Origin of the sequence: Dolichospermum sp. DET69, from assembly GCA_017355425.1 — a bacterium.
Taxonomy (GTDB): domain Bacteria; phylum Cyanobacteriota; class Cyanobacteriia; order Cyanobacteriales; family Nostocaceae; genus Dolichospermum.
This window is the reverse complement of sequence record CP070233.1, coordinates 483,091-499,129: the sequence shown is the minus strand read 5'-3', so window position 1 is coordinate 499,129 and position 16,039 is coordinate 483,091. Positions and strand designations below refer to the sequence as shown.

Genomic DNA, 16,039 nt, shown 5'->3' with positions numbered 1-16,039 from the left:
GAATAAGATTTGTGTTTCTAATGATTTATTGTATCTAGTTTAATTTACTGATACATTGATCGTTATTATAGCAACAAAGAGTGATAAATTATCTTTTGGTTAAGAATAAATTATTAAGATTCATATCCGTTTTAGGTAAGTGATGTCATCTACATATGGATAGAATAATATGGAAACGTTTTATGAAAAGTCTCCACAGGGTTAATTGAAAAGTAATATAGCGGTATGCACTTAGATGAGATACAGTCATTAAATTACAAACCCTGTAGGGTTTCCCCGCCCTCGATTGTATTTCATCCGACCGAGAACCGCTATAACCTCAAACTATACTTCAATAGTTCTAGATTCTAAATTTTTTGGATAACATCTATCTACAAAATTATTAGCTAAATTCCATAATTCCAGATCATCAATATCAAAATCAATATCATTTGCTAACACCTCTTTCACAGCAGATGTTTTATCATTTTCTCTAGATATTCTCAAACATTCTTCTAAGTCTACTGCTAAATCAAACAATGATGTATCTCCTATATACTTTCTAATTTTGATAGCTACATCATCATCACTCACTAAAAAGTCTTTAATAGCATCAAATAAAGGATTGGATATTTCATCATCTCCCCAACTTTCTAGCCAATCACTTTCCACATCTTCTACATAAATATGGACAAAATTAAGTCCATAATTTAGCCAATCTTGCTGCATATTCCTGGCTGCTGCTAACGCTTCAGTCAAGTCTTCGAGTTGAGCGCTATTATTAGTCTGTTGTTGGTTAACCATAAATGGTATTTTCAGCGGATTAATGATGTTGGCTAGGACACAGATTTCGATTTCAATATTTGGGAATCAGGAAAAATTCACATACTTTCCTTCGTCAAGATGATCACTGTTATACAGTGCCACATTGACTAACTGATGGATAAAATCATTTTCTTGGGGATTGTAACTGAGAAACAATCCTCGTCCTATTTCCCACAATTGCAGTGAATTTTGCCACTTTTGATATTTTGTGTTATGGAATTCTTCACTTACACTGGTAACTTGAATACAGAGTGGTTTATTTTGTTGATTGCTAACAATTAGGTCTGTTGCCATAGAAAGGTCAGCTATATAACGCCGCCAAAAATCCCCTTCCCGGTGAACAACATCCTGAGCTATATATTTAATAATATCACTATCAGCCTGATTAAACTCCCCCGCCATCATTTTTTTCTTCCAAATATAAAATTTGGTGTCTGTGGCATTTATCCATTTAGGAAATAGATAACCGTACCAATACCTCTCATTGGCGGTCATTTGCTCAAACTGTAGTCTTTGGTCTTCCTCTGAAGGTAAAGATTTAATTGCTAACCAAACCTTAGAGTCCGTAATCACTTCTAATAAAAAAGCGACAACGATGGGTTTGGATATCAGAGAACCAAGCTTGATATGTTTAATCCAACGGTCTATCTCTCTTAGTTTTGTGGTGAGATTTGGATCTATCCCAGAAGCTCGCTCGATCAGTAAATTTAGTTTATCCTTAATTTCTCTTGCTTGCAAACTATACCCTATTGTAAAACACTAACACAGTATCTAAAGAGTTATATCCTACTAAATCGGTAAATAAAGTTGTTAAAAACATTATTATTATTATGGTATCTTCCGGCGGTACTGAACAATTCAGCATTAGTTAATTGTCAAACTAAAGTAAGACTAGATTAACATATCCGTAAATAATCTTTACACTGAGCGCGATTTCATGAAACTTTCCAGTTTTTTTGCCCAACTTCGTTAAAAATAGTTTTCAGTCACAATATCATTTGCATCCATCATTATGTCTCAACCAACTATAGAATCCATTTTACAGGAAAAGCGGCTATTTCAGCCTGCTAGTGATTTTTCGGAAAAAGCCCAGATCAAAAGTTTAGCAGACTATCAGCGTCTTTACGACAAAGCAAAAGCTGATCCTCAGCAATTTTGGGCAGAATTAGCAGAATCTGAGTTAGATTGGTTTCAAAAATGGGACACTGTGCTAGATTGGCAACCACCTTTTGCTAAGTGGTTTGTCAACGGTAAGATTAATATTTCTTACAACTGTCTTGACAGACACCTTACCACTTGGCGGAAAAATAAGGCGGCTTTGATTTGGGAAGGTGAACCGGGAGATTCACGGACTCTGACTTATGCCCAATTACATCGAGAAGTTTGTCAATTTGCTAATGTATTGAAGCAGTTGGGAGCAAAAAAAGGCGATCGCATTGGTATCTATATGCCAATGATTCCCGAAGCAGCTATTGCTATGTTAGCCTGTGCGAGAATTGGCGCACCCCATAGCGTTGTGTTTGGTGGTTTTAGTGCTGAAGCTTTGCGCGATCGCTTGAACGATACAGAAGCTAAATTAGTAATCACAGCCGATGGTGGTTGGCGCAAAGATGCAATTGTCCCTCTCAAAGAGCAGGTAGATAAAGCTTTAGACAATAACGCAGTCCCCAGCGTTACAGATGTGCTAGTGGTGAAACGTACAAATCAAACGACACCGATGGCAGCGGGACGGGACCATTGGTGGCACGATTTACAAAAAGGCGTTTCTGCTGATTGTCCCGCAGAACCAATGGACAGCGAGGATATGCTGTTTGTTCTCTACACTTCCGGTAGTACGGGCAAACCGAAGGGGATAGTTCATACCACAGGCGGTTATAACTTATATAGTCATATCACCAGCAAATGGATTTTTGATCTCCAAGACACAGATGTATATTGGTGTACTGCTGATGTAGGTTGGATTACTGGACACAGCTATATAGTTTATGGTCCCCTTTCCAACGGTGCAACCACTCTCATGTATGAAGGTGCGCCCCGTGCCTCTAATCCTGGTTGTTTCTGGGATGTGATTGAAAAATATGGTGTAACAACTTTTTATACTGCACCAACGGCAATTCGCGCCTTTATCAAAATGGGTGAACATTTACCCAAAGCCCGGAATCTTTCTTCTCTGCGTTTATTGGGAAGTGTGGGTGAACCTATCAACCCTGAAGCTTGGATGTGGTATCACAAAATCATCGGTGGTGAACGCTGTCCGATTGTGGATACTTGGTGGCAAACGGAAACAGGTGGAATAATGATTACACCTCTACCTGGGGCAATTGCCACTAAACCAGGTTCAGCTACCCTGCCTTTCCCTGGTATTATCGCGGATGTTGTGGATTTGTCAGGTAATTCTGTTCCAGAAAATGAAGGCGGTTATTTAGCGATTCGTCATCCTTGGCCAGGGATGATGCGGAATGTGTATGGTGATCCAGATCGTTTCCGTCGCACCTACTGGGAACATATTCCACCCCAAGATGGTAATTATACGTACTTTGCTGGCGATGGTGCAAGAAAGGATGAAGATGGCTATTTCTGGGTCATGGGGCGCGTCGATGATGTCCTGAATGTGTCTGGACACCGCCTAGGAACGATGGAAGTAGAATCTGCTTTGGTGTCTCATCCGGCGGTAGCTGAGGCTGCTGTTGTCGGTAAACCGGATGAGTTAAAGGGTGAGGAAGTTGTGGCTTTTGTGACTTTGCAGGGGACTTATCAAGCCAGTGAGGAGTTGAGTAAGGAACTCAAGAAGCACGTTGTTAATGAAATAGGGGCGATCGCTCGACCTGGTGAAATCAGGTTTACTGATGCGTTACCGAAAACCCGTTCTGGTAAGATTATGCGGCGTTTATTGCGGAATCTGGCAGCAGGTCAGGAAATATCCGGGGATACTTCGACTCTTGAAGATCGTGGTGTTTTGGATAAGTTGCGGGAAGGGAATTAATTTAGGTTAGTTTCGTATAACTGTGTAAAATCTGTATGGGGTGGGCAAAATTGCCTACCCTGTTATTATATGAATAAAATTATAACTTCAATTAAAATAGGGATATATATAAGAAAATGAGGGATGCACTAGGACAAAGAGGTGAATGGTTATTTAACCTTTTAATCACAGAATTTCACTCTGATGATGGTCCAATTTTTAAGCCACAGTTTTTAGGAGATAAATGGCAGTATGTTGATTTTATTGTTGAGTAGGTGCTGTTTCTTGTGTTCCCTATTTCTTTGTACAAGTCAAAACTACCAGACAAGGTTGTACTAAAAATAACCGCCTCAATGTGAAAGTAGAAAAAAAATCTGTAATTGGTATAGCATCTTATCCAGCACCAACTTATATAGTTGGAATTGATGAAATTCAAAGAACAGGTTATATAGTTTCTGCTAATGGAGAAAATTTAAAATCTCTCTCAAGCCTATCTACTGAATTTCCTATTGATAAACAAAATAGAGAAATCCTTTGGAATGAAGTCAATGATTTCTGGAAACCTTATACACAGAATAAACAAAACAATTTAAGTTCCCAGTTTAAATGGAGATGAAGCAATGCAAACAGAACAACCTTGGTATATTGGTTTACGTTCAAAAGCTTTAGCAATAGTATCTTTAACTGAACGTGATGATTTGATTGTTTATAGAGATACAAAAGATTATGATTTAGATGTTCTAGTTTCCATTAGCAAAAAAGGTGAGGATATTAATAGGCTTTTTGGTGTGGAAATAAAAGCTGTAAAATCCACACCTAAAATAATTCAAAATGATGATATTTTCAATATAGAAGGAGCAGATATAAATGTTCTGCAATCACGATTTACAAAGTGTAATTTTCCAATATGTCTATTTTTCTTTACTCTGGATAATGATAATGGATATTACAAATGGATTCTCGAACCAATTCTTGATCAAGAAAAAAGTAACAAACTGAAGTTAAATCCAAATCCAGAATTTAGAAAATTAACCAACGAGGCAATAAATGATATTGTTTCTGTGGTGAATCAATGGTACGAGAATCAACCAACTGATTATGAAAATCAACCAACCGATGATGTAATATCAGGACGTAACCGTTATCGGGTACTTAAACAGCTAAAACAACTTACAAAAAAACACTCAAATAAAAATGATATAAATCACGAAATAAACGATGTAAAGTCATGACAGCAAAACAAGAACTAATCAAAGGAAATGCAAAAAGTATTTTGAGGATATGAATATCATGACTCTTGCACAAGAAACACGCTACTATTCACCTGAAGAATACCTGGAATTTGAGGTAAATTCAGAACTACGTCACGAATATATTGATGGTCTAATTATACCCATGACAGGCGGAACACCAAGTCATAATAAAATAGCTGGTAATTTATATGTTGCCATACATTTTGCCCTCAAGCGTCAGCCTTACGAAGTCTATTATACAGACCAACGGCTTTGGATTCCTAAACGACGGATTCATACTTATCCTGATGTCATGGTTGTCCAAACTCCTCTAATATTTGAAGAAGGAAGAAATGACACTATCACTAACCCTGTGATGATAGCTGAAGTCTTATCAAAATCTACTAAAGGTTATGATAGAGATGAAAAATTTGCAGCTTATCGGACTATTGGCAATTTTCAAGAATATATTTTAATTGATCAATATACAATTCACGTTGAACAATACGTGAAAACTGATAATAAAAAATGGACGTTTTTAGAATATGAAGATATTAATGATACTTTAAATTTAACTTCTGTTCCTTGTCAAATTTCTCTGGTAGATATTTATGACAAAATTGATTTTAAATCTGAATAAATATCAACTATACAAAGCAGCAGAGTAAACAATAAAATCACAAGTTAAATGTAAACCCTGAACTGTAGCGAGAACGTAATAACAACGGGAAAATTCAAATCTTGATGTTTTGCTTTATAAGTAACACCAAAACCTCCAATACCAATTTCTGCTTCCATAACAAAATGAGGACGTTGTTTTAAACATTTGCCTGGTTGTAACATGATGAAATAATATTTTGTCTGATAGCGTAGCGTGGCGCAAGCCATATCAGGATTTACAGGATTTAAGGATTAACAGGATTTAGATCCTCAACTTCTAGGATAATTGATTTTGATACAGCATGATTGGATCAAAGAAATTAGGGATATTTAATGATGTTAATAATACAAAATTATACTATATATGCGCGGATAGACTCGTAATCATAACATAGTTTTTACATCTTGTCAAGTCTCAAAATATTTAATCGCCAAAAACAAACTTCAGACAGATGAAAAGGCATAAACAAACTATTATGGTAAAAAACCAACTTCCCCAATGATTTCTTTTTTCTGGCTTGGCCTTTTGTTTATACTTCTTTGCAAAACTCTTGCTAAAATCATATTAGTCATCCCTTAAAATACCATCATCTTATGCAAACCAAAGAACTAATTATACAAGAAATACAGCAAATACCAGAAATTGAACTAACCCAAATACTTAATTTCGTTCGTGCTATCAAAGAAAAAACCAACTCGAAACCAACTGAATATAAACCTATTTGGGAAGTAGCTGATGATATTATTAAAGACATTCCTGAAGAAGTCTTAGAAACACTTCCTACTGATGGAGCAGAAAAACATGATTACTATCTTTATCAACAAAAATCCATACAATAATAGACAATAAATAATGAAAAGAGTTTTTGCAGATACGTTTTATTGGATAGCGTTGATTAATAAAAGTGATTCGTGGTATCAGCCTGTAAAAAGCTATAGGGTTAATCTTGAAAATATTGAAATTATTACAACAGAGGAAGTTTTAACAGAAACAATAAATTTTTTTGCTTCCTTTCCCACACCAATGAGAGTAGCAGTTTCTCGGCTAGTAGTTCAAATTATTCAAGATCATAATATTCAAGTAATACCTCAGACTCATGAATCATTTCTAGCAGGTTTAGAGTTATTTCAACAAAGATTTGATAAAGGATATAGTTTAACAGACTGTATTTCTATGATAACAATGAAAAATCTCAACATCATGGAAATTTTAACCCATGATAAACATTTTACACAAGAGGGATTTCTGATATTGTTTAAAGATTAAAAATCAAATTATCTATGGGTTTATAAGAGCGATATTGCTGATACCCCCACACCCCAGACAGATGAAAAGGCATAGACTCACCATCTAAACTAAAAAACCCGGATTGGTGCTGAGAGTATGCCTTTAAATTCTCATATTTGGACGCTGACACCTACAAATGTCTACGATCTCAAATTTAGCTAAATTTCATTTTAACGCTTCCTTTAATAAATCCCGATGCAAAAAAGCCTTATCTACCAAAGATTGGATTTTCTCCGATGACAAAGATGCACCATGATCATAATAATTAATCCAAGTTTTACTAATTAAATCTACATCATCTGGTAAATCCTTTAAATCCCAGCCAGGTATGTCTAAATCTTCCATTAATCGGTTGACTTTAGGATCATAACTCAATGCAAAACAACGAGAACCTTCACTAGCTGCCATAATTAAACTATGAAGACGCATTCCTATGGACATTTCCACACCGCGAAATACACCTTTTAAAATTTGCGGATCTTCTGAACAAATAACTCTACTCACATCTTTTAATTGAGTGTGAATTTTTTCCGCAATTCCTAAATCTTCGCTTTTTTGAAATGGTAATAAGAGAATAAAAGCTTGGGTCTCTTTCTGCAAATTAACTAAAGCCTGAGTTAAATTTATTAACCGATTTTCTGTTAATTGAGGATGATTTCTTAAAGTAACTGCAATTCTGGGTTTTGGTAAATCTACTAATTTCGGGACTGGCTTCGATTCCAATGCCCAAACCGGGTCAGGTGCAATAATATGAGGTATACTCCAATTTGATAATAATGCAGAACTAGAGCGATCGCGCACACTCACATGAGTACAACCTGCAAAATTTCTCCTGGCTAAAAACCGAGTTGGATAATGTAACAGAGGACCTATACCCTGTCCCCAAGCCACAGTTTTCAAACCCATAACTTGAGCTAAAGCCATCAATCCCCCATAATAAAAAGGGCTAATGGTACTAGTCACATCTTGAATTAAACTTCCTCCACCCCAAACAAAAGCATCACAAGAACGCAAAGCCTTAAAAACGGACAAAAACGCCATGCGGTTGTAACATTCCACACCATAATGCCGATGAGTTTCTTCAGGATTTCCAGAAAGCACCACCGGCGTAACATCAGATGGTAACATTTGCAGAAGTGTGGCTAACAAAGCTTCATCACCACCATTACCTTTACCGTAATACCCAGACAATAAAACCCGCATTTTCCCCATTTTTAGATTTTAGATTTTAAATTAATTATGCACGCCCTTTCAATTCCCACCTGGATAATTCATATTTCTAGCGTCATTGAGTGGATAGCCGCAATTTGGCTAATTTGGAGATACGGTGAACTGACAGAAAATCGGAGTTGGTGGGGATTATCCTTTGCCATGTTACCAGCTTTAATTAGCGCAATGTGTGCTTGCACTTGGCATTATTTCGACAATTCCGAATCTTTAGAATGGGTTGTCACCCTCCAAGCTACCATGACATTAGTTGGTAACTTTACTCTCTGGGCAGCAGCTTATATAATTTGGCGTTCCACCAAGTCTGTAAGCCCCATTGAGACACAATCTATCAAATCAGAACAATGATATCAAAAGAAGCCCTCTTTGCCCTGTCTTTGTTTCCCTACTTGGGTTTCTTGTGGTTTATCAGCCGCAGTCCACAAATGCCACGTTTAGCCCTATATGGATTTTACGGGACATTGGTATTTGTGGCTATCACCATTCCCGCCGCCATTTACGCCAAAATGCAGTATGGAGAACAACTAGCCAATGTAGACTGGTTGCATGGCAGTGCCGAAGTATTTTTAACCCTTGCTAATATCTTACTAGTATTAGGCTTTCGCCAAGCAGTACAAGAATTAGGGAACAGGGAACACCGGAACAGGGAACAGAGAATAATTATTTAATCACAACTGACAACTAACAACTGACAACTGACAACTAACAACTGACAACTAACAACTAACAACTGACAACTGACAACTGACAACTAACAACTGACAACTAACAACTGACAACTGACAAATTATGGAAGTAATCCCCGCAATTGATTTACTAGAAGGTCGCTGCGTGCGACTATACAAAGGAGATTACGCACAATCTCAAGTATTCAGCGAAAACCCCCTGGAAGTTGCCAAAATGTGGGCAGACCAAGGCGCGACAAGACTACATTTAGTTGATTTAGACGGCGCGAAGGCTGGGAAAATCGTTAACTTAGCAGCCATTGAAGCCATTAGAAATGAACTTGATATACCCATTGAAGTTGGGGGAGGATTGCGCGATCGCTCCAGTGTTGTACAATTATTTAATCTGGGTGTCAATTGGGCAATTCTTGGCACTGTCGCCGTCGAACAACCCCAGCTAGTCCAAGAACTCTGTGCAGAATTTCCCGAACAGATTATTATTGGCATAGATGCCCGTAATGGCTTAGTTGCTACTCGTGGTTGGTTGGAAACATCAACAGTATTAGCCACCCAATTAGCTGTACAAATGCAAGAATTAGGTGCAGCAGCCATCATTTACACTGATATCAACCGTGATGGTACTTTAGAAGGCCCGAATTTAGACGCATTACGAGAACTCGCTGGGGCAATTTCCATACCCGTAATTGCTTCTGGTGGTGTAAGTTCTGTCATCGATTTATTAAGTTTATTAGCTTTAGAACCTCAAGGTGTAACAGGTGTGATAGTCGGTAAAGCCTTGTATACTGGTGATATTATCCTCAAAGAAGGATTACAAGCTATCGGACCAGGAAGACTGCAAGATATTCCTCCTGATTTAGGTTTTTCTAATATTGCTTAAAATGAAAAAGATTGTAGAGATATTCTCTGGAATTTCTCTACAAAAATTATGAAAAATATAATTTACCATAATCGCTCTATCTCATAACCATCAAATTTCGCATCAATACTGACAATTACTAATTTTTCGCTCTGTGATTGAGATATCAACAAGCGATCAAAAGGATCTCGATGATGGTTAGATAGATTAATAAATATGAGATAAATCCAGAGGTAACAACTTAATTCGATTGCGCTTAATCTCATCCTCAATAAGTTCAGGTAACGCCGTTTTTAACTGAAGCTTACCCAAAGATAACTTAATTTGCATTTCCCAAATACTGACAACACTTAAAAATACTTGAGTATTGGAATCACCGAGAAGATTGTAAACCAGAAGTGAGAGCTTTTGAGAATCACTTGTCCACCAAATAAATACATGAGTATCAATCAAAACTTTCATTCATCTTCACCTAACCAAAATTCATCCGGTAAAGGATCATTAAAATCATCACTTATCCAAATTTCTCCTTGATGTAAGCCTGGAATTCGTGGCAAACTAGAGGAATTGGATTCTAAAGTAGAATCATCTTTTGCAGACTGGATAAAGCTGAAAACCTGCAATAGCAATGCTTCTGGTGCTGATGATAGTTCTCTGATAATGGTTTCTAAAATACTCATTGTCATAACCTGCAAACTCTATGCTTTTATTCTGACATAGGTTAACCTTTTCTTAGTCATCAAAATGGTACATAATGATTATAATTAAATTTTTCAAAAACAAAAAAATAATTAGATATCCTTAAAAATATTATAAAATATAAAAGACTATCACAGGAAGTAACAATGTTATCTATCAACCTAGATCGAGAAACAGAAACCTACCTAGCAGAAATCATGACTCAAGAAAATATGACATCTGAAGAACTGCTTAAAAAACTAATTCACCAACATTGGCAAACATTAAAACCTCGCCAAACCTTAGCGGAACGTAGAGGAGGTCATCCTCAAAATATCCTACAAGATGCTCCTGCTGATTTATCATTACGAGAAACCCGTAAAAAAATCGTTGCTGAATATATTGAAAATCGTCATCAACAATATAATCAATGAAAGATTATCCCCCTATTATTCTCACTGATAGCAGTATTTTAGTAGCTTATTACAGTGCTAAAGACAATTATCATAACTCAGTTTTTAATTTTTTTGAGCAATGTTCAAGTCAACTAATTACTACCATTCCTTGTGTGACTGAAGTAATGTATCTTTTGAATAAAGATTATCGGACACAAAATGAATTTCTCAACGATTTAGCACAAAAACTTTATCAATGTATTCCTTTGTTACCAGAAGACTTTACTCGAATCAGACAACTCAATGAACAGTACGCTGATTTACCTGGTGATTTTGCTGACCTATCTCTAATTGCTATCTCTGAAAGGTTAAATATTTCCGCAATTATTACATTAGACAGTGATTTTGATATTTACCGTCGTTATCGAAAACAACCTTTTCAAAGAATCTATTTAGAATGAAAGATTTGTTTCAATCATGGTCATCTGTATTAATTGACACAACGTCAGATCCACTATTAAATGAGTGTAATTATGAGCAAGAAAAATGCCATAATTAATAAAATTGACAGGCAATATACCCGGAATAAAATAGTTTTAATTATAGTAACATTAACCTTTATTTCTCCCATCTAAACCTTTTTGTACCCAATTTAAACATTCATAAGATGATGAAAATAATTTGGGTGCAGCAATATTAATTAATGATTCTGGTGCATAATGGTCATAATAACATCTACCATTTTTTTGATAAACAATAATTAGATTATGACGATAAATATAGCGAGTTTTAAAATAATCACCTTGATTTATAAAGTCTATCTTTATATCAATATGTTCTTTAGCAATATCAAGAATATTGGTAACAGTATTACCATACATTTTTGCTGGATTGTCCGCAGCATGAAATCGGCTTTTATGCCCATTTTCTGCCAATAACTTATATGAATAAATTTCATAATCATCAAATTTACCAAAAATAAAAGGGATAATTAAATATCCTTTATATGACACAGAACTTTCATAAAGCAGCCGATTCATTTTCAGATCCTTTGGTGTTAATTATTATTTTATTACCACAAACTGAGTTGATGAGGAGATTGTTGCAAATTGTTCCCAGGAAGAGGGGGAACGACTACACCACTTTCTTCTAATAACTGTTGGAAATAACGAGCATTAATAGGAGACATATCTTCCGTGGGACAATGCACAAAGAAATAAATTTTTATTCCTGCTTGTAACCATTCTTGAATTTGCCTAACCCACTCTTCCATAAATATCTGATTCATTGATAACTGTGGGTGAGAAATGAAGCGAATCAAAGTAAAGGGCGCGGTGACACTAAATTGCACAGGTAATTTAGGTTTACGTCGTTCTGATAATAACTGTGGGTCATCATCTCCGGTATAAATGGGACGTGAATCTAATAATACCCTCCCTACCCCTAATTCCTCTAGCAAACTTGTCAAATTACTAGCATGAGGTTCTTGAAACCAGTCAATATGTCTAACTTCCAATGCTAAGGGTGTCTCTGAACGTGGCCAAGCCGTCAAAAAAGCCATCAAATCCTCCAGTAAAGCCGGAGAATAGCTGGGAGGGAGTTGGGCAAATAGAGAACCCAAATGCGTACCTAAAGGGCGCATTTGCTCTAAAAAAGCTAAAGCTTCGGAAATATGGGGTTGTAGTAATTTTTGGTGGGTGATATTTTTAGGTAATTTCAGACAAAATTCAAACCCTGGTGGTGTTTCCGTCGCCCAACGGGTAACAGTTTCTGCATTAGGTGTAGCATAGAAAGTAGTGTTTCCTTCTACAGTAGTAAAGCGACGACTGTAAAGATTTAAGAAGTCACCACTGCGAGTCCCTGGGGGATAAAGTTTACCCCCCCAACCTTTATAAGCCCAAACTGCACACCCGATATAAAAGTTCACAAAATTAAAATGCTTTGATATGTTCTATTCAATTATACAAGTAAGTAAAAAACATTGACTCTTGCTAGTATTGTATAGGATTCCTATTTGATTTTTGATAGCTTGCGTAGCGTAGCCATACTATACGTAGGGTGGGCATTGCCCACTAAAACCAGCCTCTGGTGGGTATTGCCCACCCTACACTACTTACTATTTTATTTTTCAGAAATTATTTAGGATTGCTATATAAATATTATACTTACTTACTAAATAAAGTAGTAATTTTATGCCAAGAAAAGACCAAGGTTGGGTGACATTCCAAACATCAGAAGAAGAACGCAAGATTTTAGAAGAGTTTTGTCAAAACTCCCAGCGGACTAAAACAGAGATTTTGCGGGAGTTAGTGCGGGGACTTAATAAATATTCATCACCGAATATATCATCATCAACTTCACAAGAAAAAGTAGAAAATAAGCATCCTGAATTTGAGATTGTTAGTCCCAAAAAAGCTTTAAAAGTCAGTTCGCGTAATGTTTTAAAAGGAGTTGTCAAACGCATAACGACAGGAAGCGTTAATACCGAAGTAACTTTAGAAATTGTTCATAGGGTTGAGTTAACTTCAATGATTACTAAAGTTTCGGCTGAAGAGTTAGAATTATTTGAAGGTACAGAAGCTTATGCTGTGATCAAATCTAATGATATTGTCATAGCTAAAGATTAGAAAAGGATTTAGATCACAACGAAATAATTAGTCGGTTTTAACCGACTTTAGCAATACAATTGAGGGCGGGGAAACCCCGCCCCTACAGGTATTTTGAAATTTAATCCCTGGATCTCATTCAAGTGCATACCGCTATATAGTAACTTATGCTGTGATTAAATCTAATGATATTGTCATAGCTAAAGATGAGAAAAAGATTTAGATCACAACGAAATAATTAGTCGGTTTTAACCGACTTTAGCTATTAGACAGGGAATTTATTCCCTGGATAAAAGAATAGCAATATAGTAGGGGCGGGGAAACTACTGGATCTCATTCAAGTGCATACCGCTATATAGTAACTTATGCTGTGATTAAATCTAATGATATTGTCATAGCTAAAGATTAGAAAAAGATTTAGATCACAACGAAATAATTAGTCGGTTTTAACCGACTTTAGCTATTAGACAGGGAATTGATTCCCTGGATAAAAGAATAGCAATATAGTAGGGGCGGGGAAACTACTGGATCTCATTCAAGTGCATACCGCTATATAGTAACTTATGCTGTGATTAAATCTAATGATATTGTCATAGCTAAAGATTAGAAAAAGATTTAGATCACAACGAAATAATTAGTCGGTTTTAACCGACTTTAGCTATTAGACAGGGAATTTATTCCCTGGCTAAAAGACATAGCGGTTCTCGGTCAGATGAAATACAATCGAGGGCAGGGAAACCCCGCTCATATTAATCTAATCTTCAACTTTTACACCTTTCCAGAAAGCAACATAACCTTCTATATTTTTAGCTTTCTCTTTAGCACTAGGATAGTACCAAGCTGCATCTTGATTGATTTGTCCATCAACTTCAACACTGTAATAACTAGCAACTCCTTTCCAAGAACAAGTAGTGTGGGTGCTGCTGTCTGTGAAGTATTGCTTGTTAATGCTGTCAGCAGGGAAATAATGATTTCTGTCGACAATTACGGTATTATCGCTTTCGGCTAAAACTGCGCCGTTCCAAATTGCTTTCATGATGTGAGTTTCAAAAAAGTTAACAATTTATATTGTTACATTTAATATGACTGTTTATTGAAGTGATATACTGGATTTTGGTATGAGCTTTTGTGAAATATCCACTATAACTATCGAAATAACTTTTATGCAGCTTAATTTATAGTAAATTTATGGAACCAAAAGATTTTGTAACAGCAGCGATTGATGACTGGGACTTTTTTTTACCCAGAAACCATAAAAATCAACCCGTAGAAACCCAACAATACCGCATTTTTGAACCACAATGGAAACCAGCAATATTGTCCTGGTTTAGGCGCGAAGATTTACCCAAACAGGAAAAAGAGGCATTCATTCAAGCTTTGGTAGATTTTGAAGATGGTTGTGTGCAATATGAAGGTAAAGGTTTTTATGGATATCAAGCCTATTTTTTAGCGGCTGCGGCAATTGCTGAATTCAAAGACTGTGAAAAAGCCAATGAAATAGTCCAGCAACTTGTTAATTGGAAATTAGATTATTATCGTTTTAATAGTATTGAAGAACCAGTTACAGTAGGATTGCAAGAAACCGAGCGCACAACAGCTATAGATATTTTAGTACCATTAATAAATACATTACAACATAATTTTACCCTTTTTCTCGCAATTACAAGTTTAGAGAAAATAGCCATAGGTAATGAAAAAGCAATAGATGCTTTAGTACAACTTCTGGATACATCACAGGAGGAAAATATCCGTATACGAGCGATGAAAAGTTTAGGGGAAATAGGTATGGGTCATGAAAAAGCCATATCTGCCTTAGTGCAAATTCTGGATATGTCACAGAATAATGACACCCGTAATCAAGCGGCTGAAAGCTTAGGAAAGATAGGCATTGGCAATGAAAAAGCCATCTCCGCTTTATTACAATTATTGAATATATCAGACAATAAATATCCTCGTCCGTTGGCAGGTTATAGATTAGGGAAAATAGACACTGACAAGGAAAAAGCCATCTTTTTGCAAGCGGTTAAAAACCCACAGAAAATAGAAACTGATAACGAAAAAGCGATCGCTGATTTAATCCAACTTATAGATACATCAGAAGATGATGACACGCTTAGTCAAGCAGCTTATATATTAGGAGAAATAGGCGCTGATGATAAAAAAGCCATTGCTGCTTTAGTGCAAATCTTGGATACATCCCAGAATGAATCTATCCTTGTACAAGTAGCTGAAAGCTTAGGGAATATAGATCATGGGAATGAAAAATCTATCTCTACTTTATTGCAACTTATAAATACATCAGAAAATGATGAAACTATTGTTTGGGCAGTAGAAAGCTTAGGCAATATAGGTATGGGCAATGAAAAAGCCATTTCCGCTTTAGTGCAACTTTTGGATAAATCACAGAATGAATATACCCATAAACTAGCAGCTAAAAGCTTAGGGAAGATAGTCACTAGCACTCAAGATATATCTTTGGTGCTACAAGTCTTACGTCGCTATAAACTAGATAGTGAAGACTATGATCTGATTTGGAACTGCGCCCAAAATATGCCCTATCCAGAATTTTATCAAGCTTGGCATCAGTTCTGATTCTTGATTAGTTTAGCAGCTTCAAACTTAATTAAAAATATAGCCAAAATATC

Annotated in this window: 19 protein-coding genes and 2 pseudogenes; 13 read left to right on the top strand and 8 right to left on the bottom strand. The window is 36.2% G+C overall.

Annotated elements, in window-relative coordinates:
* Positions 1 to 324 precede the first annotated feature (324 nt).
* Both EZY12_02585 and EZY12_02580 read right to left on the bottom strand, forming a co-directional pair.
* The gene (locus EZY12_02585; protein ID QSX68610.1) at positions 325 to 783 is read right to left on the bottom strand and encodes a hypothetical protein; all 459 of its coding nucleotides are present in this window, start codon (positions 781 to 783) and stop codon (positions 325 to 327) included.
* Between the two features lie 66 nt (positions 784 to 849).
* The gene (locus tag EZY12_02580; protein QSX68609.1) at positions 850 to 1,542 is read right to left on the bottom strand and encodes a hypothetical protein; all 693 of its coding nucleotides are present in this window, start codon (positions 1,540 to 1,542) and stop codon (positions 850 to 852) included.
* A 274-nt stretch (positions 1,543 to 1,816) separates the two neighbouring features.
* Between EZY12_02580 and acs the strand changes: the two genes are divergently transcribed.
* The 6 genes and pseudogenes from acs (at position 1,817) to EZY12_02550 (ending at position 6,925) form a co-directional block, all read left to right on the top strand.
* Positions 1,817 to 3,787, top strand: a complete 1,971-nt coding sequence (gene acs, locus EZY12_02575; protein QSX68608.1) for an acetate--CoA ligase — start codon at positions 1,817 to 1,819, stop codon at positions 3,785 to 3,787.
* Positions 3,788 to 3,903: 116 nt separating this feature from the next.
* Positions 3,904 to 4,382 (top strand): annotated as a pseudogene (locus EZY12_02570) (DUF4365 domain-containing protein).
* 4 nt (positions 4,383 to 4,386) lie between these two features.
* On the top strand, positions 4,387 to 4,998 hold the full coding sequence (locus EZY12_02565; GenBank protein QSX68607.1) for a DUF4365 domain-containing protein: 612 nt from the start codon (positions 4,387 to 4,389) through the stop codon (positions 4,996 to 4,998).
* A gap of 58 nt (positions 4,999 to 5,056) precedes the next feature.
* Positions 5,057 to 5,638 carry a Uma2 family endonuclease gene (locus EZY12_02560; GenBank protein ID QSX68606.1) on the top strand — a complete coding sequence of 194 codons (582 nt, stop codon included), beginning with the start codon at positions 5,057 to 5,059 and terminating at the stop codon, positions 5,636 to 5,638.
* A 614-nt stretch (positions 5,639 to 6,252) separates the two neighbouring features.
* Positions 6,253 to 6,498: a hypothetical protein gene (locus EZY12_02555; GenBank protein QSX68605.1), complete on the top strand. Its 246-nt coding sequence runs from the start codon at positions 6,253 to 6,255 to the stop codon at positions 6,496 to 6,498.
* Between the two features lie 13 nt (positions 6,499 to 6,511).
* Positions 6,512 to 6,925 carry a type II toxin-antitoxin system VapC family toxin gene (locus EZY12_02550; GenBank protein QSX68604.1) on the top strand — a complete coding sequence of 138 codons (414 nt, stop codon included), beginning with the start codon at positions 6,512 to 6,514 and terminating at the stop codon, positions 6,923 to 6,925.
* Between the two features lie 186 nt (positions 6,926 to 7,111).
* Here EZY12_02550 and csaB read toward each other — a convergent pair whose 3' ends face one another.
* Positions 7,112 to 8,158: a polysaccharide pyruvyl transferase CsaB gene (csaB, locus tag EZY12_02545; GenBank protein ID QSX68603.1), complete on the bottom strand. Its 1,047-nt coding sequence runs from the start codon at positions 8,156 to 8,158 to the stop codon at positions 7,112 to 7,114.
* A gap of 27 nt (positions 8,159 to 8,185) precedes the next feature.
* Between csaB and EZY12_02540 the strand changes: the two genes are divergently transcribed.
* The 3 genes from EZY12_02540 to hisA all read left to right on the top strand — a co-directional run bounded on the left by EZY12_02540 (position 8,186) and on the right by hisA (position 9,736).
* Complete coding sequence (locus EZY12_02540) at positions 8,186 to 8,521, top strand: DUF2499 domain-containing protein (GenBank protein ID QSX68602.1); 336 nt, start codon at positions 8,186 to 8,188, stop codon at positions 8,519 to 8,521.
* Entirely contained in the window at positions 8,518 to 8,841 is a 324-nt protein-coding gene (locus EZY12_02535) for a DUF3593 domain-containing protein (protein ID QSX68601.1), read from the top strand. Before EZY12_02540 ends, EZY12_02535 begins: the two co-directional genes overlap by 4 nt.
* Before the next feature lie 121 nt (positions 8,842 to 8,962).
* The gene (hisA, locus tag EZY12_02530) at positions 8,963 to 9,736 is read left to right on the top strand and encodes a 1-(5-phosphoribosyl)-5-[(5-phosphoribosylamino)methylideneamino]imidazole-4-carboxamide isomerase (protein ID QSX68600.1); all 774 of its coding nucleotides are present in this window, start codon (positions 8,963 to 8,965) and stop codon (positions 9,734 to 9,736) included.
* A 62-nt stretch (positions 9,737 to 9,798) separates the two neighbouring features.
* Here the strand turns inward: hisA and EZY12_02525 are convergent.
* Both EZY12_02525 and EZY12_02520 read right to left on the bottom strand, forming a co-directional pair.
* A pseudogene (locus tag EZY12_02525) lies at positions 9,799 to 10,177 on the bottom strand (type II toxin-antitoxin system VapC family toxin).
* The gene (locus EZY12_02520; GenBank protein QSX68599.1) at positions 10,174 to 10,401 is read right to left on the bottom strand and encodes a DUF2281 domain-containing protein; all 228 of its coding nucleotides are present in this window, start codon (positions 10,399 to 10,401) and stop codon (positions 10,174 to 10,176) included. The pseudogene EZY12_02525 and the gene EZY12_02520 overlap by 4 nt, the downstream one beginning before the upstream one ends.
* Before the next feature lie 159 nt (positions 10,402 to 10,560).
* Between EZY12_02520 and EZY12_02515 the strand changes: the two genes are divergently transcribed.
* Together EZY12_02515 and EZY12_02510 are read left to right on the top strand one after the other, a co-directional pair.
* Positions 10,561 to 10,827, top strand: coding sequence for a hypothetical protein (locus tag EZY12_02515; GenBank protein ID QSX68598.1), 267 nt, complete (start codon positions 10,561 to 10,563; stop codon positions 10,825 to 10,827).
* Entirely contained in the window at positions 10,824 to 11,249 is a 426-nt protein-coding gene (locus EZY12_02510) for a PIN domain-containing protein (protein QSX68597.1), read from the top strand. Before EZY12_02515 ends, EZY12_02510 begins: the two co-directional genes overlap by 4 nt.
* A gap of 150 nt (positions 11,250 to 11,399) precedes the next feature.
* Here the strand turns inward: EZY12_02510 and EZY12_02505 are convergent, their stop codons facing one another.
* Entirely contained in the window at positions 11,400 to 11,828 is a 429-nt protein-coding gene (locus EZY12_02505) for a hypothetical protein (protein QSX68596.1), read from the bottom strand.
* 32 nt (positions 11,829 to 11,860) lie between these two features.
* Positions 11,861 to 12,715, bottom strand: a complete 855-nt coding sequence (locus EZY12_02500; GenBank protein ID QSX68595.1) for a DUF72 domain-containing protein — start codon at positions 12,713 to 12,715, stop codon at positions 11,861 to 11,863.
* 265 nt (positions 12,716 to 12,980) lie between these two features.
* Between EZY12_02500 and EZY12_02495 the strand changes: the two genes are divergently transcribed.
* Complete coding sequence (locus tag EZY12_02495) at positions 12,981 to 13,415, top strand: molybdopterin-binding protein (GenBank protein QSX68594.1); 435 nt, start codon at positions 12,981 to 12,983, stop codon at positions 13,413 to 13,415.
* Positions 13,416 to 14,148: 733 nt separating this feature from the next.
* Here EZY12_02495 and EZY12_02490 read toward each other — a convergent pair.
* Positions 14,149 to 14,433: a DUF427 domain-containing protein gene (locus tag EZY12_02490; protein QSX70483.1), complete on the bottom strand. Its 285-nt coding sequence runs from the start codon at positions 14,431 to 14,433 to the stop codon at positions 14,149 to 14,151.
* A 149-nt stretch (positions 14,434 to 14,582) separates the two neighbouring features.
* Between EZY12_02490 and EZY12_02485 the strand changes: the two genes are divergently transcribed.
* Positions 14,583 to 15,986 (top strand): HEAT repeat domain-containing protein, encoded by a 1,404-nt coding sequence (locus tag EZY12_02485; protein ID QSX68593.1) that lies wholly within the window; start codon positions 14,583 to 14,585, stop codon positions 15,984 to 15,986.
* Positions 15,987 to 16,039: the final 53 nt, after the last annotated feature.